Here is a 23,131-nt window from a genome sequence, read left to right as displayed (position 1 = left end):
AAGTGTTATGTGACGTGGCTTCATTGTTCGTCCCCGCCATACGTGAAGTAAAGTTTGGCCGCGATCTGCGCGCGCTGGTTTTCCAGATCGATTGCCTTCATGCGCCGCTCGATCAGATCGCGCCGGGCAGCGAGTACCGTGCCCATGTCGGTCCTGCCGCTGCGATAGCCGGCCGTAAGGAGGTCGACCTTTTGGCGTGCGAGCGGTAGCCACGTCTGGTTGACGCGATCCAGTTGGCGGGTGAGTGACGTGTATTCGGCCAGGCCGTTATCGAGCTCATTGAGGTGATCGCGCAACATGGCGTCGCGCTCCGCGTCGGCCCGCTCCAGATCGGCCGCCTTGGAGGCGATCATCGGGTCTTGCCGGCTCTTCGAGAAAATCGGCAAGCCGATCGTGAACTGGACCGAAACCATGTTGCCAAACTGCGGGCCGCGACGCTGGTAGGCCAGCTCGACGCCCCAGTCGGGCTTTTTTTCCGCCTGCGCTTCATGCAACTCGGCCCGGGCTTCGCCTGACTTTGCGGCAAACAGTTCCACTTCCGGGTGATGATGCAGATGCGCCCGATAGCGTTCTGGATCGACCGCCAACGCCGGCGCGTCGCCGGGCAAGGGATCATCCGCGTCAGCGCCCACGTAACGACGCAATGAAGCGATTGCCATGGCGATATCGCGTGTCAGGCCGTCACGACGATCCGCGAGGTCGGCCTGTTCCTGCTCGGCCATCACGGCGTCGGCCGGTTGGCCTTTGCCGGAGGCGACCTGAGCCCGCACGGTGTCGGCCAGCAGGCGATTCTCCTGGTCGAGCTGGTCGAACAGCGCCAGCTTTTTTTCCAGGTAGTAGCGATCGAGCCAAGCGAGCGCGGTGCCTCGGCGCACTTCAAGCAGCGAGACCTGCTGCTGCTTCTGGGCCAGCACCGAACGGGCATCGGCCACTTCGACGCGCGCGCGACGCTTGTCGCCATTGGGCACCTCTTGCATGATGCCGATCTTCTGCATGGTCATGAAGTCGCGCTCCAGTGCCCAGCGGGTATCTCCGGAAACAGGGTAGTTCTCGACGCCTGCGATCAGCTTTGGATCCGGTAAAGCGCCCGCCGGAATCGCCGCAGACTGGGCCGATCGGAGGTTGGCGGCACTGGCCGTCAGCGCCGGGGATTGTTGTTCGGCGACCTTGAGCGCGTCGCTAAAGGTCAAGGGCGCGGCCTGGACGAGGCCGGCCACCCCTGCCAAACACAAGGGCAAGGGGATGAGCATCCAACGCGTGAACATGTTATTGACTCCGTGACGAGACAACGTGCGCGTGCGCACAGCCTGCGACCGCCGAGCGCACGCTCAGCGGATCATACTGTCAGGAAATCAAAGCGAAGTGGGAGGTCGCCACAGTCCTTCGGGGACGTGGGAAAGCAGTGCTCGCGTGGGCACTGGCGTAACCCGCTGCGCAGCGGGCAATGGATGGAACAGCTTGACCGGGCTGGTCGGATGATAGGCAGCGCCAATCTTGCAGTCCTGACCAAGCTTGCAGAGCGTGCCGGCCTTGAGTTTGCCGGGCTGGGCCACTTTGGTAGCGGTTTCGTCACAATGGCCGACCGGCATCGCCATCTCCGTCATGCTCGCGTCTGCCGCCTGCTGCATCTGGAACTCACCCATATAGCCCGCAGATGCCAGCCCGACCGTGGGCAGCGCTAGCGACAGCACGATAAGCAGAAGCAGGCGGATGATTCGCATGGCAAGTAGTATAAATCATTGTGCGCGACAATACGCTCCTAGAAAACCCAAGGCGAGAGTCAGGTGTGGCGTCAGTCGCTGCCTTGCCGGCGACCGACCGCGCAGGGCTGCCAAAGGTCGCAGTTGCTCCAGGATTGCGCACATGACTTTGGTATAGTCCTCCAGTTCCTCGAGCCGGTCGTCGATTCGCTCGGCCAGCATAGCGTCGGTCGTCGATGCGGGACGGGGGGAGCCATTGAGAACCGTACTGGCGTCAGCGAACGGGCCGCAGGCGGTTTGCGCATCGAAAGCTCGACTCAGTAAGCCGCGAAGCAACTCAAACATCGATCGAAACGCTTATGGAGGCCACCATGCAAACCTTTTTCATTCTCAATGATGCCGCCTACGGGAGCGAACACAGCTAAAATGCTCTGCGTCTCGCCAAAGCGCTGGTCAAGCGTGAAAGTGGGACGGTCCGACTGTTCCTGATGGGAGGCGCAGTGGTCTGTGCTAAGTCAGGCCAGCATGTTCCCGAGGACTATTAGAACGCGGGAGATATGCTGTGCACGGTCGGGGGCGGCGGCGGTCTGTACGGCACTTGTCTCGACGCTCGAGGAATTAGCGTCTATGAACTTATCAAGGGAACTCGCCGCAGCACCTTGAGCTAAATGACTGCCTGGACAGCTGAGGCAGACAAGGTACTGGTGTTCTGACGGAGGCGCTGACGATGTTCTCCACGCAATTCCCCAGCAAGGAATCGGCCCTTTTCCCACTCTTTCGGTTGTGGGGGGCTGGGCAAGCGACGCGGCGAAGGGCCGTGGTTTTTCGTGGGCGTCGACAAGCTGCGCTTCAACCTCAGCTTGGAGATCTGCCCCATGCACACATCTGACATTCGTCTCGGATTGCGCGAGAACTTGGGCCAGTTCTCGCTGCTCGTGCTGGTGAATGCCTTTGTCGGGGCGATGGTCGGACTTGAGCGCAGCATTTTGCCGGCCATCGCCGCGTACGAATTTCACGTCGCGGCGCGGGCAGCAATTCTCTCCTTCATCGTTGTCTTCGGCATCGCCAAGGCGCTGACCAACTACTTTGCAGGACGACTGTCCGATCGGTACGGCCGCAAGCATATACTGGTCGCCGGGTGGCTGGTGGCCGTGCCGGTGCCTTTCGTCCTGATGTGGGCACCCGATTGGAACTGGATCGTCGCTGCCAATGTCTTGCTAGGCGTCAGTCAGGGCCTTACCTGGTCCACCACGGTCATAATGAAGATCGACCTAGTTGGCCCCAAGCAACGCGGCCTGGCGATGGGCCTCAACGAATTTTCCGGCTATTTCGCCGTGGCGGGCAGCGCGCTCGCCACCGGCTGGCTGGCCGCCCGCTACGGGCTGCGCCCGGAACCGTTCTACCTGGGTGTCGTCTACGTTGCCTCGGGTTTGACACTCTCGGCTATGGCGGTTGGCGAAACCCGGCACTACGTTGCACACGAAGTGCAGGCGCACCACACCGAACATGAAGATGCGCTGCCCACCCAAGGCGAAATCTTCCGTCGCGCCTCGCTCACCGACCGCAATCTGTCGAGCATCAGCCAGGCGGGGTTGGTGAATAACCTCAACGATGGCATGGCGTGGGGTCTATTTCCGCTGGTCTTCGCTACCGCAGGCATGTCGCTTGCTCAGGTCGGCACGCTTGCAGCGATATACCCTGCCGTGTGGGGTATGACGCAGATTTTCACGGGAGCCCTGTCCGACCACATTGGCCGCAAGCAGTTGATCGCTTGGGGGATGTGGACGCAGGCGGCAGGCATTGCAATCACGGCATCAAGCAACGGCTTCCTGGGCTTCGGTGTGGGCGGCGTACTCTTGGGCGTCGGCACTGCGATGGTCTATCCGACGTTGCTGGCCGCCATTGGTGACGTGGCGCATCCTGCTTGGCGGGCCTCGGCCGTGGGTGTGTATCGGCTGTGGCGCGACCTGGGCTATGCAGTCGGTGCACTCCTGGCTGGTGTCACAGCCGACTTCTTCGGTTTGGCGGCTGCAGTGTGGCTGATCGCCGGACTCACCTTCTTGTCCGGCGTGATCGTCGTCGCGCGGATGAAAGAAACCCTGGTCAAGAGTGCCTCGTGAGCAACACACGGGCGAACGGCTATGAACGGCCGAAAAAGCGGCATGCGAGACGAGGCGTATTGCGGGTACGCGCAGGTTATATGCCCGGCGAGTTCTCCGAAGGTTTTGCAAGCAGATCGCGTTCGAATCGGCCATATCGCAATGCAAGTGTGGGTAAAACGAGAAGGTTCAGTGCCGTTGACGTAACTAGCCCCCCGAGAATCACGATGGCCATCGGCCCTTCAATCTCGTTGCCAGCGGCACCGCTGGTCAGCGCGAGCGGCACGAGCGCGAGTGCTGTCACGAGCGCTGTCATCAGGATCGGAATTAACCGTTCGGATGCGCCCTGCACTGCGGTCTCCGGTCCCCAGGTACGGCCATCCACGTGCACCAGGTGTTCGTAGTGACTGATCAGCATGATGGAGTTGCGCAACGAAATCCCGAAGAGCGTCACGAAACCTACCATGCCGCCTAACGACAGAGTACCGCCCGTGAGCGCTACGCTCAGGACGCCACCCACCAAGGCAAACGGTAGGTTGATCATTACCAGGACCACCCCTCGACGACTCTTCATCGCGAGAAACAACAGCATCGCAATGCCGAGGAGCGAAATCGCTCCGTACACGACCAGGTCATGCTGAGATTGTGTACGCGCTTCGTTCTCGCCCGTGAACACGGCATACGTTCCCGACGGCAACGTGATTTCCCGGCTCACACGCGCCTGCGCCTCCTTGACGAAATCACCGACCGCCCGGTTGCCTAGGTTGACTGAGACGGTTTGCATGCGTCGACCGTTGTCGTGCATGATTTGATAGCGGCCCGACACCTGACGTATCGACGCCAGGTCTCGAAGCGACACGGCAAGTCCATCCGGATTGCGCAACTTCAGCGCACCGATATCGTCAGGTGTCGCCCTGGCCGATGGCGCCAGGACGACGACGACATCGTATGTTCGGCTGCCTCGGTAGATCTGGGAGACGGTGGTGCCCTCATTCGCCGCCTGGATGGTGTCGAGCACGTCGAGCGGCCGGAAGCCCCAGCGGCTCAATGACTCGGGTTTGAGCCTGACTTCCAGCTCAGGAATGTCCGGGGGAGATTCGACCCGGACGCTTGCCGCACCACGAATCGAACCCAGTAGTTGAGCGATCTCCTGCGCCTTGCGGTCGATGACGTCGAGATTGTCGCCGAACACGTTCACGGCCACAGGCGCCGTCGCACCCGATATCGTCTCGTCGATCCGTTCAACGAGAAACGTATTGACCGACGTCGTCAAACCCGGAAAGCGAGCGAGTGCCTGTTGGATGCGGTAGAGGGCCCAGCTTTGGCCAGTCGCGCTCATTGGCGCAAGATCGACCTCGAATTCTGAAAGCTGAACGCCGGTCGGGTCGACGACGCCATGGGCACGCCCCGCCCGTTGTGCGACCAACCGAACACCGGGCACCTTCATCAACACTTGCGACACTCGGGCGCCGACGCGCATCGATTCTGCAAGCGACGTGCCGGGGGCAAGCCCCATGTGCACGATATAGTGACCTTCGCGAAGTTCGGGGATGAAGTTGCCGCTCAGAAGCGGTAACGATCCGAGCGCGACGACGCACATCAGCCCAACGGCGATCATCACGGACCTCACGTGCTGCTCGACCGTCAGGAGCAGCGCTGCATAACGAGCCTTCAGGCGGGCAATCAGACGCGGCTCATGCTGTGGCAATGGCCCGCCTACCAGTAGCGCCAAGGCCAACGCGGGTGTGACGGTGAGTGCCACGCCAAGCGACGCGAGCACGGCCAGGATGTACGCAATACCAAGCGGCGCGAACAATTTTCCAGCGACGCCCGATAACGTCAGCACCGGCAGGAAGATCAGCATCACGATGAACGTCGCGAACACCACGGCGCTGCGCACTTCAAGCGAGGCGCGCAGCACGACGCGATAGGCCGGCTGCGGCGTCGGGAAGGTCTGATTCTGCCGCAGCCGCCGATAGATGTTCTCAACGTCGATGATGGCGTCGTCGACCACTTCGCCCAGCGCGATCGCGAGCCCGCCGAGCGTCATGGTGTTCAGACTGACGCCGAATGCGGTCAGAACGATAATCGCAACGAGCAGTGACAGCGGAATCGCTACCGCTGAAATGACGGCCGTGCGCACATTGAGCAGGAATAGGAAAAGGACAGCGATCACAAGCGCCGCGCCAACGAGCAACGCAGTGCGGAGGTGGCTCAGCGCCGCATCGATGAAGCTGGCGGGCCGGAATACCTCGGCGTTGACCTCGACGCCTTGCTTCGCGAGAATCGGCTTGATCGACGCCAGCGATGTCTCGATGCCTTTTGTCACCTCGAGCGTATTGGTGCCATATTGGCTTTCCAGAACAACCATTACGCCGGGATGCGCCATGATCGATGCGGCGCCGACCGCCGGCGCAGCGCCCCACGCCACGGTGGCGACGTCCCCAATGCGGACGGCAGCACCATGGCTCCAATGCAGCACCACGTTGGCCAGCGTCTGCGGCTCGGCGATCTGACCGTCCGCGTTCACCGCGATACGCTGGTTGTCCCCCTCGATGAACCCGGCGCCCTTCACTCCCGTTGATGCTTTCGCGGCGGCGACCACGTCCTGGATCGATAGCCCATAACGTATTAATTTGGTCGGATCGACCTGGATCTGCATCTGCCGGGTCTGGCCACCGAAAACAATGGCATCGGCAACACCGGGAACGCTCATGAGTTGCGGTCGCAACGTCCACTGCGCGATATCGTATAGCGCCTGAAGTGAGCGCGTGTTGGATGTCAGGCCAATCGTTCGCACAACGCTTGTCGTCGTCGTCAGCGGCAACAGTCGTGGCGGATGGACGCCCGACGGTAGCGTCGCGGCCAATTCATTGACCCGCTCGGACACGAGCTGACGGACCTGCATCACATTCGTATGCTCGTTGAATACGAGCGTGATGGCCGACAGGCCCTGCATCGACCTAGATCGCATCGACTGGAGTCCGACAAGGCCGCCCAGACCGTTCTCCAGCCGCTGTGTCACGAGCGTCTCGACTTGCTCGCTGGTAAGGCCCGGTGCTTCTGTTTGCACGATGCTCATCGGCGGAGCGAACTCGGGAAAGACGTCGAGCTTCGCGCGCGTGAGCGAATAAACGCCATAACCGGCCGCGACGACGGCCAGCGCGTAAATGACGCCTCGAAAGCGCAGTGAAAAGCGAATGATCGCGTTAAGCATGAGGGAACGTATCGGTCGGTGCGCGTTGCGGTGGGCGAATTAGTCGTCGCACTCCGGAGGGTCTTTGCAGACGGTGGCGATACCTCGCGGCTTGAGTTCTTCGGAAAGCAGCAACTGCGCGCCTTGAATGACGACCTGATCACCGGCGTGGAAGCCCGGCGTATGGCTCACGCTGGGATCACCGTCGCCCGATCCGGGAACGAAGCGGCGCGTGAAGCTGTCAGGCGCGGTCTTGACATACGCCCACCGCTGTCCGCCATACCAGAGAACGGCGCCCCCCGGAACGACAAGTGACGCCTTCGCCGCGCCAGTTGCAGGAAGATTGGCGAGTGTTCGCGTGCCGGCCGGGAGCATCTGGGAGACGAGGTAAAGCCAAGGCTGGCCCTGAAGGGCAGGATCGGTGCTCGGCGCCGCCGAGAGTCGCTGCGCTGGCAACGTCTTGCCATCCGGCGAATCGACGGTAATCTGTGGCGGGGCATCGGTGCCGTTGCCCGCCGGAAGCGTGACACGCAGCACAGTCGCTTGCCCGGCCCGGAGATGCTCCATGACGCGGGATGTCGGTGCCTGCGCAGCCGCGGCAAGCGCCTCGCCGAATTGCTGGCGTAACGTCGCGCCGAGTCCGGCCACTGCGATCTTGGCGGAACGCAGTTTTGCGTCGTTCGCCCGCATCATGGCATTGGCATCTGAGACGGACTTGCGGGACACATTTTGATCATCTTCAAATAGTGTCCGACTCCGTGCATATTGGTCGCGCGAATTGTCCGCCTGCGCGGTGAGCGTGTCGAGATCCGCTTGCGCGGCGGCGAAGCGGCTGCGCAAATCGAAAAGGGGCTGCAAATCAAGCACTGTCGCGTAGGCCGGGCGCGTCTGTTCGCGTGGCGCGTCGATAAGCGATGTCACCTCGATATGGCTCGCGCGTTGAGCATCCGGCGCAACCACGACGACGGTTTCCCCGTTGACCGTACGTACGGAAGGTTGTGAAGTGTCCTTCACGGCAGTGCCGGCAGCCGACGGCTGAAGGGAAAGTGTCCGATAGACGTACCAGATGGCACCAGTTGCCAACGCGATCGTCGTGGCGCAGAGAATGATCCAACGTAGCTTCATTTGCGCAACTCCTTTTCAGTCACAGACGGCTTCAATGCGGGGGCGTCGCCAGTAAGAGGACGCTGCACGGCGTCTTCGAGCCGACCCGCCGCCTGTTGGGCACTGATGGCGGCATCGAGCCGGACGAGCTGATTCGTCTGGAAATCGGCACTGGCCTGTGCATAGGTCAGTCGGCCGGCATCCCCGGCCGCAAACGCCGCGGCCGTACTGTCAAGCCGTCGGCGGGCTGCTGCGAGGCGCGCGTCCTCGATGCGCAGCGTTTCCACGTTCGCCTGATAGAGGTCGAGCGCCCTGTCGATCTCGCCGAGTATCGTGTCTTGCAGTGCTGCCGTTCGCGCAGCCGCCTCCTTGCGATTCGCTTCGGCTTGAGCGATGCTGCCTTGGTTTTGATTGAAGATCGGCAGGTTGATACCGGCGAGACCGAACGCGATTTTGTGTGTGCCGGTGTCGTAGGTGTAGCCAGGCCCCAAATGAATGTCGGGATATTGCTTTGCCACTTCAAGCTGTAGCGCGGATTCGGCGGCGGCGTAGTCGGCAAGCGACATGCGCAGATCCGGACGATTGAGGATCGCCGCCTGACGCACATCGGCGTCGGGCGGTGCCGCCGGAACCATGCCGAACATTTGGAGTTCGAGCTGAACAGCGTCCAGCGATCGCGTCGGAACACCGATGGCGGAGGCGAGTTGCGCGCGAGCGCCCTGCTCCGCGCCGCGAACTGTCGCGAGCTCTGCTTGTGCTTGCGTGGCTGCAACGATGGCAGCGTCGACGTCCGGTCCGGCGTTTTCGCCGACGGCACGGCGCTTCTCCACCATCGCGACGATCTCCCGGAGGACATCGGCCTTGCGCGAGAGCAAAGTCGCCTTCTCACGAGCGGCGTATATCGCGAGCAGCGTATCGCGCACCCGTGCCTGCACTTTCCAAGCGGTGTTCATGACGCTCAACCGAGCGGATTGTGCAAGGTGTGCGGCCTGCTCGACCCGATAGCCTCGCTTTCCGGCAGTTTCTATGGGGATGTCGAGCGCAAGGCCCCACGTGTAGGCGGTTCCAGGCCCAGGATTCGGCGACGAGCGCTGGAACGGCAACTGCAACACGGGGTTTGGCAGCGCGTCGGCAACGTCGATTCCACTTTTTGCTGTCGCCCACTGGGCGCGTGCGACGCGGAGTTCCGGACTGAAATACCACGCCGCCAGCGTCAACATTGGGAGATTCCAGCTAGCCTGGGATGATGGCGGGACGTCGCGGCCCAGTTCGCGCCGCATGAATTCACGTAGGCCTTCATCGGAAAGCGTGCGCAACTCGAATTGGTGCGCGAGCGTCGCCGGCGAGATTGGCTGCGCGTGGTAGGTGGCGCAGCCTGCCAGACAAAGTAAAAGAATGAGCGGTGTTTGGCGCACGTCAGCACCCTCGCGTCTCGTTGCTGCCCAATGGGGCGGTCAAGACGGGATGCTACGCAACGCGATGTGAAATTTTCGTCAAGAACGTCAGCGATTGAATGTCGCGTCGCGTTGGCGGGTTAAACCACCGGGAGCCGCAGGGAGACTCGGGTCCCTTGGCCAAGTGCGCTGTCAACGGTGACCGGCCAGCCGTAACGCGCGCAGAGTTTCTGCACGATCGCCAGGCCGAGGCCGAAGCCACGTGCGACGGATTCGGCTTGATCGCCGCGATAAAGTCGATCGAAAATGTGCGGCTGCGCCTCCTTGGCGATGCCGCTCCCGCTATCCTCCACGCACAATCGTCTGTCTTTCCACGCCAAGCGGATGTGACCGACATCGGTATAACGCACCGCGTTTTCGATCAAGTTGGATAATACGATCGTCAGCGCGGCGTCGTTGATGTCGACGCGTAGGTCCATTGGCACTTGGACAACGAGGTCGATATCCTTTGCCCGGATCCTTTCTGCAAATGGATGAAGCACTTCCGTGACAAGTGAGGCAAGTGCCACAGGCTGTGTTGTTGAGGATGTTTCCTCGCGAGCCAATAGCAACAAGGCGCTGACCAGTTCCCGCATATGGTCTGCCGCGCGCTCGATCTGTGCAATCCGCGCACGTGCTCTGTCGTCGAGCCCCGGGGCTTGGTCCAACAGTTCGCAGCTCGTTTTGATGGCGGTTAGCGGCGTGCGCAACTCATGGCTGACGTTGCCGGTGAACTCCTTTTCTCGCGCGACCATATCGGCCATGCGCCGGTGGAAGTCATTGAAGGCGTCGACAAGGCCGATCAATTCCTGCTCATCGAACTCGCCCGACTGGATTGAGGGCTCGGAATCCTGACGGAGCTTTGTGACCTGATTTGCCAGGTTTGCGACCTGACGAACTAACATGCCTGACAAGCCAAATGCCAGCCAGATCGCGACTAGCGCGAACACACCCGTGGTCGCCATGAGTGCGTTAATGACTTCTTTGAAATGTTTCTCGTAGACGCTGAAGTTATAGACTCGGTAGAGTCGTACGTGATTGAATGGGACAATGGTCACGTGGATTTCGCGCCCGTCGGCAATCAGTTCGTGCGTGCCGGGAGGAAGCTGAGCGACAGTGGTGGGCAGTGCCGGAGAGGAGCTGTCGGCCGCGGAGAGATAGCCGTTGAGGCGATCATCGAGAGGGGGTAACGTCGACGGCGCGGCTTCGTAACCTCGCACCACACTCGCGATATCGTCACGAATCAACGCGGTGATCAGTCGTTCTTCTTGCGCCTCTGCGAGAAGCCGGACACCGAGTGCTTGTGTCACCAGCAACACAATCGTGACGGCCGAGAATGCCAGCGCGACTTTCTTACGAAGACTGAGGTGCATTGGCGTTGCCAGTAGAAAGTCGATAGCCGAGTCCGTGAACGGTCTCGACGAGTTCCGCGTCGCCGGGCTTCGTCAAAGCCTTGCGCAACATATAGATGTGGGTGCGCAATGTGTCGCTTCCTGGCGGTTCGCCTCCCCACACTTCCGTTTCGAGTTCCTGGCGCGTTAGCACTCGATCGGGCGCCAACATGAGCAAACGCAAAATGTGAAGGCATTTGGGTTGGAGCTTGATCGGGCGGCCGGCGCGCTCGACAGCAAGCGTCTGCAAATCGAGCGTCAGGTCGGCGAACCGCAGCGCCTGTGCGGCCACCCTGCCGCGATAGCGCTTAATCAATGCGTCGAGACGCGCGCCGACTTCCTTGAGCGAAAAGGGCTTGACGAGGTAGTCGTCCGCTCCGTGACTAAAGCCCATTAGTTTGTCATCGAGCGAATCCCTCGCGGTTAGCATGAGCACAGGCGTATCGCGATGCGCCTGCTGACGCAGCGCACGGCACAGTGCCAGCCCGTCCATACCCGGCAGCGAAATATCAAGCAGGATCGCATCCCAGGCGTCGGAAAGCGCGAACTTGAGTCCTGCGGGACCGTTCGCTGCGAGATCGACTTGAAAACCACGGCTTTCCAGGTAGTCGTAGACGTTCGCTGCAATGGCTGCGTCGTCTTCGATGATAAGTACTTTCATGTTGAGGTTGCTAACACTGCAATACTGGGAAACGGACGAACGGTACCCAAAGCGCCCTACCTGAGAACCGCTCCTCGCCTTCGTCAAACTCGCGCCAGTAGATCAGTTCCATTCCAGTTTTCCTATCCGACTCGCTTACCATGTTGGTTGATGAGACCGATCAATGCTTCGCGATCGATCTCCCACAGCTCCCGACTTTCTTCTCGCGGCCCTTTGAAGTGATTGCAGGAATCGGCGAATACATCCAGAGTGACCATTGTCCCATTGCCTGGCAAAAGTACGGCGCGGTTGCTTTTGTCAAAATGTCCGCTCGACGACTCGTGAAAGTAGTCCACCAACACCAACTCGCCCTTCGGGCCGGGATTTTCGGTTGTTGCCATTACTATCCCCCTAACGTTTTCCTACATCAGAAGCTCAGGCTCCGCGACCAGAATTTCACGGGCCCACGGTTGCATATTGAACGGAAAATTAAGGCCATATGAAACGGACGACGCTCGGTATAGCACTCCCTTCCCTTCCAAGCCGCGCACGGCACCATCGTTAAGGCTGTAATCGATTGATGCCGCTTGGTTGCGGATATAGGGAACGAGAACTGCCTTCTCGTCTGGCGTAAGCGTCGTGAGCCACTTTCGTCTGACCTTTCGCATCCGTGCATCGCCGAGCCAGGAGCCGAGGACGTTGAAGATCCAAGTGAGTCCATGCGCGAGCAGATAAGCGCAGGACGCCAGCAACGCGACTCCGACCCACATTCGGTACTTCGTGAGAAAGTCGACGAGGCCCGCTGCGTCAACAAGATGTGCCGGAGCGTATAGCAGAGCCCCGCTAGCGAACGCGATGGCAAGTAGAGGCTTCACGGCAATTTGGCCAACTGCTTTTATACCCTCGGCGGCATCCCCGATCATGCCCATGTTAGCGTATCCCCTTTTCCTATCCAGCCAGTGTCTGCTTCAAGGCGTAAGCACCGAGTGCCTTAATGGCATCAAACGTCAGCTCGATGCCCTTCTTCTTGGCGTTGGATTTAATCGAATCCCAGATTGACGATGACCGCATAGTATCGAGTAGATCGTGCCCGGACATCGTAAGCCTAGGCGCGGAACAAGCGAACGAGAAATGGTTGTCTGCCCCACGGAGCACATGAAGACCATCAACATATCCACTGTCGATTAGCAGTTCGAGATGCCCTGCGATTCGCTCTTCAATTTTCCGCCGCTCTCTGGCAAGAGCGTCATATGACTCCCAAGTCAGATCATCTGTCCACTTCGGCGCATCCGGAATATCTGCCAGCGCATCATTCCCGGCCTCTATGTCCGTCAGCTGTTTGCGCAGTAGGTCCCAGTCTCGCTTCATTGGCTTCCTCGTCACCCGCGACTAGCCAGGGCGCGCTCGATTTTCTTGTCGGTCTTGTACTGGCTCAGCGCATACACAGACCAGATCGCAGCCGGAATCCAACCGATGATCGTGAGTTGGAGAAGCAAGCAGATGATCCCCGCGAAGGGACGTCCGATCGTGAAAAATTGAAGCCAAGGCAAAATCAACGCAAGCAGCAGACGCATGTAGTTCCTCTTACGATATCAGTCCCGGCTTCCGGCCGGTTCGGGGCGTTTCACGCCAGGCAAACCCTTACTCGCAGATCGAAATGATCTGGTTCAATTGCTCGCAGGCGGCCAAAAAAACTTCCTGCGGTGCCTGCTTCCACGGATGCGGCTTCGCGCCGCGCGCCCGCCAGTCGAAGGACTTCGGCTGATGCCCTAAGACGTAGCTGGTGACGTTTTTCGGCCCCTTGAACTTGATAGCGAACGGATTGGTGTCGTTGTACTCTGCCATCGTCATAGGCAGGCCAATGACGATGCTGGTTGTCTCGTTAAACGCTCTAGGCGACAGGACGAGCATCGGATGCATATTCTTCATTTCTCGACCGACTTGTGGATTGCAGTCGATCCAGATGATATCGCCGCGATCCGGTGCCCAAGCGACCTTCGACATCAAAAAGCCTCCGCGCCAACAGGGGTTGCCGCCATAGCCTCTCCGCCATGCTTAGACAGGTCGAACTTGGCGAGCTTTTCAGCAAGGGTGAGCTTACGAGGGCAGACAGGCTTTACGGTGACGCCAACCTCATCGGTTGTCACCTCCACCTCGAGGCCCACCTCGAAGTGCGCAGAGCGCGCGACTGCGGCAGGAATCCGTACCGCCAAGCTGTTTCCCCATTGCTGAATAGTCAGTGTTGCCGTCTTTGCCATGATGATTCACCTCCATTACGTATCTACGAGTATAGACATGATCTTTCGGAGTTTCAACGTGTATCTACTTTTCGCATCATCAATCGATGGCTCAGGTACACGCAGCGCTGGCGGCAGCCTTTCGTGATCGCTGCCCGCAGGCTCACTTCTTCTCGAATTAGTCCGGAGGGCTGGAGTACGTCCGCCACTTCGATGCGGGCAATTTCGGAGATCCGCATCCCGCAGGTGAAGCCGAGCAGCAGAATAAGCGCGTCACGCTCGGGGTGCCGACTGGTGGCCTCGGTCACGCGGAGCAGGTGGCGGATTTGGGCAGGTTTGAGTGTCTTGGCGCGTTTGATGTGCATGGTTTCTCGGTCCTCGTAATGCGCTCGAAATTGAGCCTGTTACGAGAGAGAAACGCCGGGCGCTCCTTTTCACTATAAACGCCCGTGGTTTCTGCCGTCCTCGGAAAATGGCGCAGAAACCTCTCCCATGCTTCCTTGGTTTGTGGAAGCCCAGCGCCAACGAGAAAATTACAGGGAAGTGCGGGCGACACAAACTCCCGGAGATCTCGACTGATCTCGCGCAATAGCACACCGCCCCCGGCGACGGCAGTGACCACAAGCCCCCGCTTCGCAGCTGACAGTAAATCAGCGGCCAGCTCGCGATATCCGATGATTCTCGGCCGTGTCCCCTTGGGGCTTACGATGATCTCGGCAGCCGACCTAGCTATCGCTTCCGATCCAACATCATCTGTGAATCAGCGTCGGTGCACACTAGTCTTACTGTGTCAATAAACCAGCATTGACCGCTGAACAAAACGGACATCGCTGGATCCGGCGCGCGATGTATGCAGCGATACGCCAGCGCAGCGTGGTGATGGAATCAGCCACGTGGCGCTGCGTGCGCTGCGGACCCGCGTGGCACGTAATCCGAGGGTAAGGCAAATGGGTCGCGGATCGAGGAGTTTTTTTTACTGTCGCCTTGAATGAGGCGTTGAGCAACAAGAAACCCATAGGCGGCAATACACAGCGATGCATGGTGATGGAATCCACGCCAGCCACGTCCTTCGAAGTGTCCCAGGCCGAATTCCTGCTTGAGATCCTGATAATTCCGCTCGATACGCCAGCGCAGCTTGGCAACATGAACCATGCGTTCGAGCGTCGTGTCTGGGGGCAAAGTCGAAAGCCAATATTTGAGTGGCTCCGCATCATCTTCGGGCCATTCGATCAGCAGCCATTCCTCATCGCGCAGTGTGGAGCGCCAGTAATCGCGATGTGAAGCACGCACGCGCACGGCGGCAAAGCGCGAACTGAGCGCGGCGCAGGTACCTTCACGCCAGATCACGTTGCGATAGCGCGAGGCATCGAGCGTCAAGGCCAGATCTTTGACTCCGATCGGCTCATGCCCTGGCGCGCGCCGTAACAAGCTACGCGGCCGGCCCGATTTCCCCGCGGAGGATTCGGGTGGTAGAGGAGCGGTGCCCGGTGCCCATACGCGCGTGTTCGAGCGAATGCCCACCGCATACTGCAGCCCGAGCTCGCTGACGGCCTCGCGAAACGAGGTGTCGTCTCCATAGCCCGCATCGGCCAACACGATACCGTCGGGCGCGCCGCTTTGCCGTGCTTCGTGCAACTGCCCGGTCGCAATCTCCGGTTTGGTTGCAAACTCAATTTCCTCGGGCACGCCGGCTTTCTGTCGTCGCGCGGGATCGTCGCTCCATTCACGCGGCAGATGCAGTCGATACGACACCGGTAGGCTCGCATCTTCCGTCGCCACCGACAGGCTCACCGCAACCTGGCAGTTGTCCTGCTTGCCCAACTGACCGCAGTATTGCCGCGCCACGCCGACCGAATGCTTGCCCTTCTTGGGAAATCCCGTGTCGTCAATGATCCAATACAACCCGCCAGCCGGGTCCATATGCGGCAGCACCCAGCGCCGCACCTGCTCGAGCAGCGCCGTATCGAACCATTCCGACTTCGCCACGAAATGATGCAACGACTGGTGCCGCGCGCTCACGTGCTCCGGTTCCAGATGCGCCGCCAGCGGCTCGACGCTCTTGCGCCGAATTGGCGGCATCAGCCCTTGGCAATAGCCCCTTCAATCCTGATTCGCGATCGTTATGCCCAAGCGCTTCACACAAATGTTCCAGATACGACTCGAATGACGTTTCCCAGTCCATCATTCCTCACGCCGTGGATGAAGAAGTTTCTATAATGGCATGAATTTATTGACACAGTAAGACTAGACATCATGACCTGAATCGGCTGGCAGAATTGAACCCATATTCTATCCACGGCAGAGTCCGCAACCGTTTTTCACCTATTTTCTGTCGCGCCACAGAAATGCACTTAATTTGTGTCCGCGTTGATGGACAAAAATCTGGGTGTCGATGCCGTTCGTTAATTTGTAAGCGATTGATTTTATTATTTATTTTTGCTGGCTGCGAGTGCCCTATTTTGTGTCCGCCAACTCGATCACGATTTTCGCTTGTCTTGCTGAGCGGGAACATCGTTCGCCATGGCATCCTAAATTTGAACAAGAACACCTGCTACGCTTGGCGAAAACAGTTCGGCGACATGATCAGCGATGATGTCAAACGCATCAAAGCATTAGAAACCGAGAACGCGCGCCTCAAGACTTTCGACAGCGGGTACTTTTTTGTACCTGTCCGACGGCCGATCTGTTCCCTCCCCCCTTGACTCGTTTCCAGTCCTGCAGGCAGCCACAGCGTCGGAATGGCAGCATTTCGCCATCGCCATGGTGCGCCGCATGTTCGAACCGAAATGACGACTCTGGGGAAATATCACCATCCCCGCCGCAAAGGACCCATACATGGCCAATGACAAATCACAGATTGTCTGGTTTGAGGAACTGCGACGAACCGACGTTCCGCGCGTCGGCGGCAAGAACGCGTCGCTCGGCGAGATGATCGCAAATCTCGCGAACCGGGGCGTTAATGTCCCACCGGGCTTTGCACTCACAGCCGATGCTTACTGGCGCTTCATCGACGCGAACGGGTTGCAACAGACAATCGCCTCGGTGCTCGGCGAATTGGGTGACTGCAAGCTTTCCCTGGCCGAGGCCGGACAAACAATCCGCCGGGCCATGCTTCGGGGCGATTGGCCAAAGGAGACCGCCGAGGCTATCCGGCTCGCTTACGACGAGTTGAACCACCGCACGGGACAGGCCGACCTGGACGTCGCCGTGCGATCGAGTGCGACCGCCGAGGATCTGCCGGACGCGAGCTTTGCCGGGCAGCAGGAAACCTATCTCAACATCCGCGGCGAGCGTGCGTTGCTCGATGCCTGCCGGCAATGCTACGCGTCGCTTTTCACAGACCGGGCGATCAGCTACCGCCAGGCGAAGGGCTTCGATCATCTGAAGGTCGCGCTGTCAGTCGGTGTGCAACGTATGGTGCGATCCGATCTGGGGGGCGCCGGTGTCGTGTTCTCCATCGACACGGAGACTGGATTTGACAAGTCCGTCCTGATCAATGCGGCCTGGGGGCTCGGCGAGAACGTGGTCCAGGGCGTGGTCGATCCTGACGAGTATGAGGTATTCAAACCGCTTCTGTCGGAGCCATCGTTGGCGCCTATCGTCGGGAAGAAACTGGGCGACAAAGTTCTCAAGATGATCTACACGAGCGAGACCGCGCGACCGACAAAGAACGTCCCGACATCGAAAGCCGAGCGCACGACCTTCGTTTTGAGCGATCAGGAGATCCTGACCTTGTCGCGATGGGCCTGTGTGATCGAGCAGCACTACGGCCAGCCGATGGATATCGAATGGGCAAAAGACGGCCATACCCGGGAGCTGTTCATCGTGCAGGCCCGGCCGGAGACGGTCGAGTCACGTCGCGAAGCCAGCGCAGTGAAAACCTGGCGCATCAAGAAGGCAGGTCGCAAGCTCATCACCGGGATAAGCATCGGCGAAGCCATTGCAGCCGGCAACGTCTGCGTTATCGAAAGCCCGCGCGACATGGGGCGCTTCGTCGACGGCGCCATCCTCGTCACCCGGACCACGGACCCGGACTGGGTGCCTGTTATGCGGCGCGCCGCGGCCATCATCACCGACCAGGGTGGCCGCACATCACACGCCGCGATCGTCAGTCGCGAACTTGGGCTTCCGGCCATCGTGGGTGCGGGCAATGCGACCCATCTGCTGCACGACGAGCAGGTGGTGACTGTGTCCTGCGCGGAAGGCCGCGAGGGATTCGTCTACGAGGGCACCGCCGACTTTGAGGTCGAGGAGATCGATTTTGGCCGTATCCCGACGACACGCACCAAGGTCATGCTAAACCTCGCCAATCCGGCGGCAGCGTTTCGCTGGTGGCGGATTCCAGCAGATGGTGTCGGGCTCGCACGAATGGAATTCGTAGTGAGCAATTCTATAAAGATCCATCCGATGGCGCTTGTGCGCTACGAGACACTCAAGGACGAAGTCGCCAAGCAGACCATCGCCGCGTTGACGGCGGGGTACGAAGACCCGACGGAGTACTTCGTCGATCGTCTCGCACGTGGATTGGGACGGATTGCCGCGGTGCAGCACCCCCATCCCGTTGTCGTTCGCATGAGCGACTTCAAGACCAACGAGTACGCGAACCTGATCGGCGGCGCGGAATTCGAGCCGAAGGAGGAGAATCCCATGCTCGGATTCCGGGGTGCCTCACGGTACTACTCTCCCCGCTACCGGGAGGGCTTCGCGCTCGAATGCCGGGCCATTTGCCGCCTGCGCAACGAGATGGGCTTCAGGAATGTCATCGTCATGATCCCATTCTGCCGCTCAACAAAGGAGGCAGACCGCGTGCTCGAGGTCATGGCCGAGAACGGCATCCGGCGCGGCGAAGCCGGACTCAAGATCTACGTAATGTGCGAGATCCCGTCGAACGTGATTCTGGCGAAGGCTTTCGCGCAACGCTTCGACGGGTTCTCGATTGGCAGTAACGACCTCACGCAACTGACGCTCGGCGTTGATCGCGACTCGGCGGATCTTGCGGAACTGTTCGATGAGCAGGACGACGCCGTCAAATGGATGATCCAGAGCGTCATCACGCAGGCACACAAAGCCGGCGCCGACGTCGGTTTGTGCGGACAGGCGCCGAGCGACCACCCGGAGTTTGCCGTCTTCCTTGTGGGATGCGGCATCGATTCCATTTCGGTGAGTCCTGACAGCTTCATCGCGGTCAAGCGCCGCGTGGCTGCCGCGGAGGGGGTGGCACCGAAGGCCCCGGCAATATAGCGATGTACGGGCCCATCCCGGCAAGGCGGGATCGGCCACGACAGGCATTGTCACCGTGAAGACGCGCAACCCGGCCGAAGACATAGCGGCCGGATTGCGCGATCGCATACGGCTATTGTCGCGCTGACCTCGCGCCCGCCACCACCGCATCCCCTGTGGACCTATCGAGAGATCGGTTCGAAACCCGAGTCGCCTCCACGTCAAGCAATGGCTGAAGCACCGGTGCCATGGACTTCAACAACTGCACCGCCATCGCACTCGTAAAGTCGTAACGTGCCGCATATGGCTCGTGCACATAGGCGGTGAGCGCGCCAAAAAAACGATTGCCGATCACGAAGACGAAGGTTGCCGTCCGATTCACCTTGCGCGATTCGATTAGTCGTCGCCCTCGCGAGAATACGTTGAAGCGCTGATCGCCAGTACCTGTCTTGCCGTAGACATCCAGCCCCCGACCGTTAGAGACCGGCATGCCGTCCGCCAACCGCTTCGCCGTGCCGCCAAGGACTACGTCGCGCAACAGTCCGTGCACCACTTCGACGATCTCGGGCGACAGCGCCGTCTGTCCGCCAACGGGCGCGTGCACGAAATGCGTCTCGTAGGGCGTGTTCTGCGCGAAGTCGAGCGCGGTGAGGTTCCGGGCTGGCAACGCCGTGCCGCCGCTCGCGACGATCCCGATCAGTTGTGCGAGCGCGGCGGGTCGATCACCCGACGCGCCTATCGCCGCGGCATACGACGGCGTGATCGCCGCAAACGGATAACCCAGCGCGCGCCACGATGTGCCGATTTCCTCATACGCCTGCAACTCCACCATGCGCCTGATCCGGCGATCCTGCGTCGCGCGATAGCGCGTTTTGAAGAGCCACGAATACGCAGCGACGCGTGCATCGCGGCTGGCGGCTTGCACATCCGCTTCCGTCGCATCCGGATGATCGCGCAGGTAGTTGACCGTCCACAGTTCGAGCGGATGCACGCTGGCGATATAACCTCGGTCGTTCAGGTTGAACCTGTCGATGCCGTACTTCACGTAGAGCTTCGCGAGATCCTCGGGCGTCAGCAACACCGCTGGCGTGCCCTTGAGCGTGGCGCGCATCTGCGCGTCAAACCATGTTTCGGCTGCGTCGGGCGCGACGCTGCGCAAGACCGTTGCAGTCTTCGGCGGCGACTTGCGCACTTCGTGCAGCAGCGTCGCCAGCGCCTCGTCGGGCGTCTTGCCGTGGTATTTCGCATAGAAGCGATGCTCGTAGACGCGGCTTTCCTGACCGGCAAACCGCATAAGATACTTTCCGCGCACGACCGGGTCGTCGAGCCATTGCGATGACGGCCCCGCGGTCTGGATCATCTCGTAGCGCACGATATCTCGCATCAGTCGCACGAACACCAGATTCACCGAACGCTGGAACGCCCGATGAACGGTGAGGATGCTGCCGTTGTCCGTCGCGTCAAAATTGGTGAATGTCTGCGCACCACCGCCCGTATAAAACGTCTCGCCAGTGCTCGCGGAATACTTGCGTTCGACGGCGGCATTGAGCATTGCGCGCAGCGAGCGATCCGGCGTGTGCGACAGATAATCGAGCGCCCAGCGCGTCAGCACGTCCTGCCTGTCGGGTTTGACGTGGCGCCGATCATCCGTGCTCATCGGCGCGTAGCGCGCGTGCAATTCCGAAACGATTTGCAGATACGTAATCAGCGTGCGTAGCTTGGCCGTCGAACCGAGATTCAGGCGCGCGCCCTGGTTGACGTCGAACGGCTGGTTCACGCTGTCAGTCTGCACGCGCATGAGGTTCGCGCCGTGACTCCGCTCGAACAGCGTGAAGCTGAAGGCAATTCGCGACGGATCGTCCTGCGGGCGCAGCATCTCGAAGCCATACAGGCCTGCCGCCTTCGCACCCCCGGGGGTGGTGGCAAGCGCGAGCCTTTCGCCAACCGCCTGCTGCACCCGGTCGTCAAGTGTCGCGTGTACGGAGAGGTCGAGGCGGTCGAGATCGTAGAAGCTCGCCACGCCGAGCGTATTGAGCAAATCCGCACGCAACGCAGTCACCGCCTTGCGCGTGACAAACGATGCCTGCGGGTGAGTCGGGCTCGCGTGCTTCAGTTCGAGATGGACCATGAGTGCGGCGTCGCGCAGCGGCGTCGAGATGATCCCGTTGCTCGCCAGCAAGCGCACATAGCTGTCCGTCAGTTGTTCGAGCGCGGCGTTGTTCCGGCTCAGGAAATATGACGGCGCGCGCTGCGCAATGATCAGCGACAGCGCCTGTTTGAACGCGATCGCCTGCGCACCGAGTGTGTCGGCATGCGGAGGTGCCGACAGCAGGCGATTCACGTCGTCGAAGTCGCGTCCATACCAGATCGCGAGGCCGTCGCCGATGCCCTCGATTTCGCCCATGCCGGGCTGCGCGGCAAGCGGCACCGTGTTCAGGTAGCTGACGACGATCTGCCTGCGCGCCGGTAGCGTCATCGGGCCGCCGAGATAGGCGCGTACGGACGCAGACGCGATTTGCCGCAATTTTTCCGGCGGCGTCGCGGTGCGGCCGCCGGGCGAATGACGGAATTTTTCGATCTGGGTGGCGAGGGTGCTACCGCCCGGGCTCGGCTGGCTCCTGATGAACATGCGCACGCCCCGGTCGTACAACGCACGACTGAAACGTCCCCAGTCGATTGCCGGGTTGCGGCTCGGCTGATTTGCATCAAGCAAACTTCGGTCCTCGATGAATAGCAACGCGTTGACGATCAGTGGCGGAATCGCCTCGAAGCGGCTGTAGATTCGCTCTGGGTAGCGTGCGCTATAAAGCGGTATTCCCGTTGCATCGAACAGTTGCAGTCCAGCCTGATCCTTTTCCTCGTAAGGCAGAAACAGCCCATGGTCTGCCACTGACGTCATCATGGGTGAGTCGCGCGCCTGTGCCGTAATGGAAAAGCCGCGGTCGGCCAGGCGCCGCGCGAAGGTGGGCAACGACGCGTAGCCGAGACGCATGTCGTACGGACCGCCGGCTACCGGGAATCGGACGGTGTCGCTTGGGCCGTCGGCAACCGCGAAGTGGATGTCGTGTCCCAGTTCGGACAGGTAGCGCGCCTGCAGCCGCGAGGTTCCGATTTCGATTCGAAGAAGTTGCGCCGCGATCGCAAGGACGATCACAAAACCGGCGAGCAGCAGCCACTTGATCCACCGCACAGAAGATGGGGTGGCAGCTGCGCGAAGCGGTACTTGAATCAGATGCCGATCCATGATTGGGTCTTCCGGGCTGCACGAGCCATGCCGATGTTAGTCGAGCACATTTCCCTGATAAACCGCCATGCGGAGTTTCCCGCGCATTGTCTCTGTTCACCTCAAACCATCCACTGCTTGCTCCGGAGTCAGCATCGGCGGCAAAATCCGCCATCCTCTCCCAGGCGGGTCAGTTTTACGTCGGCGCTAACAGCGACTCGGGAATGTCACAACGAACGTCAGAATGCGCTGACACCACAGCGCGATATTCCTGTCCGCCAGCGTCGGCTACCGAACCGATTGCCCCGGCCAAATGACGCATTGTGGAACTCTCAACTATGCCGTTTGAGTGTGCAAGCCATGAAACCGCCGCGCTTCTGCGCGCCGATAGCCATGGCACACAAACCTTCGCAGAAGCGCACGCAGGCAGCGGGATGGCATATCTCTTTCACACATCTCGACCGCACTGTGCGGATGACTCGCCTCAGGCCGTCGTCGACACTACGACAGTTCACAAATTTCCAGTCAGAACTCCCTGAGGGGGCAACGATTGAGATCGGCCGTACTCGTCATCTAGGCGATAGTGCCGGGAGGCTAGTTAAATGGACAATGCCAAATGTATGTTGTCTTGGGGAATTTCCGTTCTTGTCATCGCGGCCAGTTTGAGCGGCTGCGCGGGGATGTCGCGGCGCGGCACAGATACTGCGGTAGGAGCAGGCGTGGGTGGGGTGGCCGGCGCAGTACTGACCGGCGGGAGTGCGGTGGGCACCGTCGGGGGCGCTGTTGTCGGTGGCGTCGTTGGGAATGTGATCGGCAAATAGCATTCGCCGTCTTCCCTTGCCGAGTCCTTTTCGAAATGATGAGCATACCGCCGCCGCGGAGCACGGA

General features: G+C 60.3%; 20 protein-coding genes and 1 pseudogene. 4 read left to right on the top strand and 17 right to left on the bottom strand.

Features of this window, described 5'->3' with window-relative positions:
* Nucleotides 1–20: 20 nt before the first annotated feature.
* The 3 genes from PCE31106_RS21765 to PCE31106_RS24685 form a co-directional block, all read right to left on the bottom strand.
* On the bottom strand, nucleotides 21–1,265 hold the full coding sequence (locus tag PCE31106_RS21765; protein ID WP_094068955.1) for a TolC family protein: 1,245 nt from the start codon (nucleotides 1,263–1,265) through the stop codon (nucleotides 21–23).
* Nucleotides 1,266–1,352: 87 nt separating this feature from the next.
* Complete coding sequence (locus PCE31106_RS21760) at nucleotides 1,353–1,721, bottom strand: hypothetical protein (RefSeq protein ID WP_017234506.1); 369 nt, start codon at nucleotides 1,719–1,721, stop codon at nucleotides 1,353–1,355.
* A 15-nt stretch (nucleotides 1,722–1,736) separates the two neighbouring features.
* Complete coding sequence (locus tag PCE31106_RS24685; RefSeq protein WP_017234505.1) at nucleotides 1,737–2,045, bottom strand: hypothetical protein; 309 nt, start codon at nucleotides 2,043–2,045, stop codon at nucleotides 1,737–1,739.
* A 530-nt stretch (nucleotides 2,046–2,575) separates the two neighbouring features.
* Between PCE31106_RS24685 and PCE31106_RS21750 the strand changes: the two genes are divergently transcribed.
* Nucleotides 2,576–3,820, top strand: coding sequence for an MFS transporter (locus tag PCE31106_RS21750; RefSeq protein WP_094069189.1), 1,245 nt, complete (start codon nucleotides 2,576–2,578; stop codon nucleotides 3,818–3,820).
* A gap of 76 nt (nucleotides 3,821–3,896) precedes the next feature.
* On the opposite strand, the gene PCE31106_RS21745 is transcribed toward PCE31106_RS21750, so the two are convergent.
* From PCE31106_RS21745 to PCE31106_RS21685, 13 genes and pseudogenes are all read right to left on the bottom strand, one after another.
* Entirely contained in the window at nucleotides 3,897–7,016 is a 3,120-nt protein-coding gene (locus PCE31106_RS21745; RefSeq protein ID WP_094068956.1) for an efflux RND transporter permease subunit, read from the bottom strand.
* A 39-nt stretch (nucleotides 7,017–7,055) separates the two neighbouring features.
* Complete coding sequence (locus PCE31106_RS21740) at nucleotides 7,056–8,120, bottom strand: RND family efflux transporter (protein WP_017234502.1); 1,065 nt, start codon at nucleotides 8,118–8,120, stop codon at nucleotides 7,056–7,058.
* Nucleotides 8,117–9,514, bottom strand: a complete 1,398-nt coding sequence (locus PCE31106_RS21735; RefSeq protein WP_172417179.1) for a TolC family protein — start codon at nucleotides 9,512–9,514, stop codon at nucleotides 8,117–8,119. Before PCE31106_RS21735 ends, PCE31106_RS21740 begins: the two co-directional genes overlap by 4 nt.
* Before the next feature lie 119 nt (nucleotides 9,515–9,633).
* Nucleotides 9,634–10,905, bottom strand: coding sequence for a sensor histidine kinase (locus tag PCE31106_RS21730; RefSeq protein WP_094068958.1), 1,272 nt, complete (start codon nucleotides 10,903–10,905; stop codon nucleotides 9,634–9,636).
* Nucleotides 10,886–11,584, bottom strand: a complete 699-nt coding sequence (locus PCE31106_RS21725; RefSeq protein ID WP_094068959.1) for a response regulator transcription factor — start codon at nucleotides 11,582–11,584, stop codon at nucleotides 10,886–10,888. Before PCE31106_RS21725 ends, PCE31106_RS21730 begins: the two co-directional genes overlap by 20 nt.
* Nucleotides 11,585–11,706: 122 nt before the next feature.
* Entirely contained in the window at nucleotides 11,707–11,964 is a 258-nt protein-coding gene (locus tag PCE31106_RS21720) for a hypothetical protein (RefSeq protein ID WP_017234497.1), read from the bottom strand.
* A gap of 21 nt (nucleotides 11,965–11,985) precedes the next feature.
* Nucleotides 11,986–12,492 (bottom strand): superinfection exclusion B family protein, encoded by a 507-nt coding sequence (locus tag PCE31106_RS21715; protein ID WP_017234496.1) that lies wholly within the window; start codon nucleotides 12,490–12,492, stop codon nucleotides 11,986–11,988.
* 19 nt (nucleotides 12,493–12,511) lie between these two features.
* Complete coding sequence (locus PCE31106_RS21710; RefSeq protein WP_094068960.1) at nucleotides 12,512–12,931, bottom strand: DUF2513 domain-containing protein; 420 nt, start codon at nucleotides 12,929–12,931, stop codon at nucleotides 12,512–12,514.
* 11 nt (nucleotides 12,932–12,942) lie between these two features.
* Nucleotides 12,943–13,137, bottom strand: a complete 195-nt coding sequence (locus PCE31106_RS21705) for a YqaE/Pmp3 family membrane protein (RefSeq protein ID WP_094068961.1) — start codon at nucleotides 13,135–13,137, stop codon at nucleotides 12,943–12,945.
* A gap of 67 nt (nucleotides 13,138–13,204) precedes the next feature.
* Nucleotides 13,205–13,567 (bottom strand): type II toxin-antitoxin system PemK/MazF family toxin, encoded by a 363-nt coding sequence (locus PCE31106_RS21700; RefSeq protein ID WP_094068962.1) that lies wholly within the window; start codon nucleotides 13,565–13,567, stop codon nucleotides 13,205–13,207.
* Nucleotides 13,567–13,821, bottom strand: coding sequence for an AbrB/MazE/SpoVT family DNA-binding domain-containing protein (locus tag PCE31106_RS21695; RefSeq protein ID WP_094068963.1), 255 nt, complete (start codon nucleotides 13,819–13,821; stop codon nucleotides 13,567–13,569). The genes PCE31106_RS21700 and PCE31106_RS21695 overlap by 1 nt, the downstream gene beginning before the upstream one ends.
* A 53-nt stretch (nucleotides 13,822–13,874) precedes the next feature.
* Complete coding sequence (locus PCE31106_RS21690) at nucleotides 13,875–14,165, bottom strand: tyrosine-type recombinase/integrase (protein ID WP_094068964.1); 291 nt, start codon at nucleotides 14,163–14,165, stop codon at nucleotides 13,875–13,877.
* Nucleotides 14,166–14,685: 520 nt separating this feature from the next.
* Nucleotides 14,686–15,982: pseudogene (locus PCE31106_RS21685) on the bottom strand (IS701 family transposase).
* 163 nt (nucleotides 15,983–16,145) lie between these two features.
* Here PCE31106_RS21685 and PCE31106_RS24590 point away from each other — a divergent pair.
* Together PCE31106_RS24590 and ppsA are read left to right on the top strand one after the other, a co-directional pair.
* The gene (locus PCE31106_RS24590; protein WP_437343839.1) at nucleotides 16,146–16,502 is read left to right on the top strand and encodes a transposase; all 357 of its coding nucleotides are present in this window, start codon (nucleotides 16,146–16,148) and stop codon (nucleotides 16,500–16,502) included.
* A 133-nt stretch (nucleotides 16,503–16,635) separates the two neighbouring features.
* Nucleotides 16,636–19,041: a phosphoenolpyruvate synthase gene (gene ppsA, locus PCE31106_RS21680; protein WP_150564631.1), complete on the top strand. Its 2,406-nt coding sequence runs from the start codon at nucleotides 16,636–16,638 to the stop codon at nucleotides 19,039–19,041.
* 112 nt (nucleotides 19,042–19,153) lie between these two features.
* Here the strand turns inward: ppsA and PCE31106_RS21675 are convergent, their stop codons facing one another.
* Nucleotides 19,154–22,264, bottom strand: a complete 3,111-nt coding sequence (locus tag PCE31106_RS21675) for a transglycosylase domain-containing protein (protein WP_150564630.1) — start codon at nucleotides 22,262–22,264, stop codon at nucleotides 19,154–19,156.
* Between the two features lie 581 nt (nucleotides 22,265–22,845).
* Here PCE31106_RS21675 and PCE31106_RS24585 point away from each other — a divergent pair.
* Nucleotides 22,846–23,064, top strand: a complete 219-nt coding sequence (locus tag PCE31106_RS24585; RefSeq protein ID WP_150564629.1) for a YMGG-like glycine zipper-containing protein — start codon at nucleotides 22,846–22,848, stop codon at nucleotides 23,062–23,064.
* The last annotated feature ends 67 nt before the right edge of the window (nucleotides 23,065–23,131 follow it).

This window comes from Pandoraea cepalis (assembly GCF_902459665.1).
GTDB lineage: Bacteria > Pseudomonadota > Gammaproteobacteria > Burkholderiales > Burkholderiaceae > Pandoraea > Pandoraea cepalis.
The sequence above is the reverse complement of the archived record's forward strand: the minus strand, read 5'-3'. Positions and strand labels throughout refer to the sequence as shown.

What these genes read in the sequence shown, in the direction of transcription:
- PCE31106_RS21765 (WP_094068955.1), bottom strand. Translation starts at nt 1,265, where the DNA reads ATGTTCACGCGTTGGATGCTCATCCCCTTGCCCTTGTGTTTGGCAGGG.
- PCE31106_RS21760 (WP_017234506.1), bottom strand. Translation starts at nt 1,721, where the DNA reads ATGCGAATCATCCGCCTGCTTCTGCTTATCGTGCTGTCGCTAGCGCTG.
- PCE31106_RS24685 (WP_017234505.1), bottom strand. Translation starts at nt 2,045, where the DNA reads ATGTTTGAGTTGCTTCGCGGCTTACTGAGTCGAGCTTTCGATGCGCAA.
- PCE31106_RS21750 (WP_094069189.1), top strand. Translation starts at nt 2,576, where the DNA reads ATGCACACATCTGACATTCGTCTCGGATTGCGCGAGAACTTGGGCCAG.
- PCE31106_RS21745 (WP_094068956.1), bottom strand. Translation starts at nt 7,016, where the DNA reads ATGCTTAACGCGATCATTCGCTTTTCACTGCGCTTTCGAGGCGTCATT.
- PCE31106_RS21740 (WP_017234502.1), bottom strand. Translation starts at nt 8,120, where the DNA reads ATGAAGCTACGTTGGATCATTCTCTGCGCCACGACGATCGCGTTGGCA.
- PCE31106_RS21730 (WP_094068958.1), bottom strand. Translation starts at nt 10,905, where the DNA reads ATGCACCTCAGTCTTCGTAAGAAAGTCGCGCTGGCATTCTCGGCCGTC.
- PCE31106_RS21725 (WP_094068959.1), bottom strand. Translation starts at nt 11,584, where the DNA reads ATGAAAGTACTTATCATCGAAGACGACGCAGCCATTGCAGCGAACGTC.
- PCE31106_RS21720 (WP_017234497.1), bottom strand. Translation starts at nt 11,964, where the DNA reads ATGGCAACAACCGAAAATCCCGGCCCGAAGGGCGAGTTGGTGTTGGTG.
- PCE31106_RS21715 (WP_017234496.1), bottom strand. Translation starts at nt 12,492, where the DNA reads ATGGGCATGATCGGGGATGCCGCCGAGGGTATAAAAGCAGTTGGCCAA.
- PCE31106_RS21710 (WP_094068960.1), bottom strand. Translation starts at nt 12,931, where the DNA reads ATGAAGCGAGACTGGGACCTACTGCGCAAACAGCTGACGGACATAGAG.
- PCE31106_RS21705 (WP_094068961.1), bottom strand. Translation starts at nt 13,137, where the DNA reads ATGCGTCTGCTGCTTGCGTTGATTTTGCCTTGGCTTCAATTTTTCACG.
- PCE31106_RS21700 (WP_094068962.1), bottom strand. Translation starts at nt 13,567, where the DNA reads ATGTCGAAGGTCGCTTGGGCACCGGATCGCGGCGATATCATCTGGATC.
- PCE31106_RS21695 (WP_094068963.1), bottom strand. Translation starts at nt 13,821, where the DNA reads ATGGCAAAGACGGCAACACTGACTATTCAGCAATGGGGAAACAGCTTG.
- PCE31106_RS21690 (WP_094068964.1), bottom strand. Translation starts at nt 14,165, where the DNA reads ATGCACATCAAACGCGCCAAGACACTCAAACCTGCCCAAATCCGCCAC.
- PCE31106_RS24590 (WP_437343839.1), top strand. Translation starts at nt 16,146, where the DNA reads ATGCACTTAATTTGTGTCCGCGTTGATGGACAAAAATCTGGGTGTCGA.
- ppsA (WP_150564631.1), top strand. Translation starts at nt 16,636, where the DNA reads ATGGCCAATGACAAATCACAGATTGTCTGGTTTGAGGAACTGCGACGA.
- PCE31106_RS21675 (WP_150564630.1), bottom strand. Translation starts at nt 22,264, where the DNA reads ATGGATCGGCATCTGATTCAAGTACCGCTTCGCGCAGCTGCCACCCCA.
- PCE31106_RS24585 (WP_150564629.1), top strand. Translation starts at nt 22,846, where the DNA reads ATGGACAATGCCAAATGTATGTTGTCTTGGGGAATTTCCGTTCTTGTC.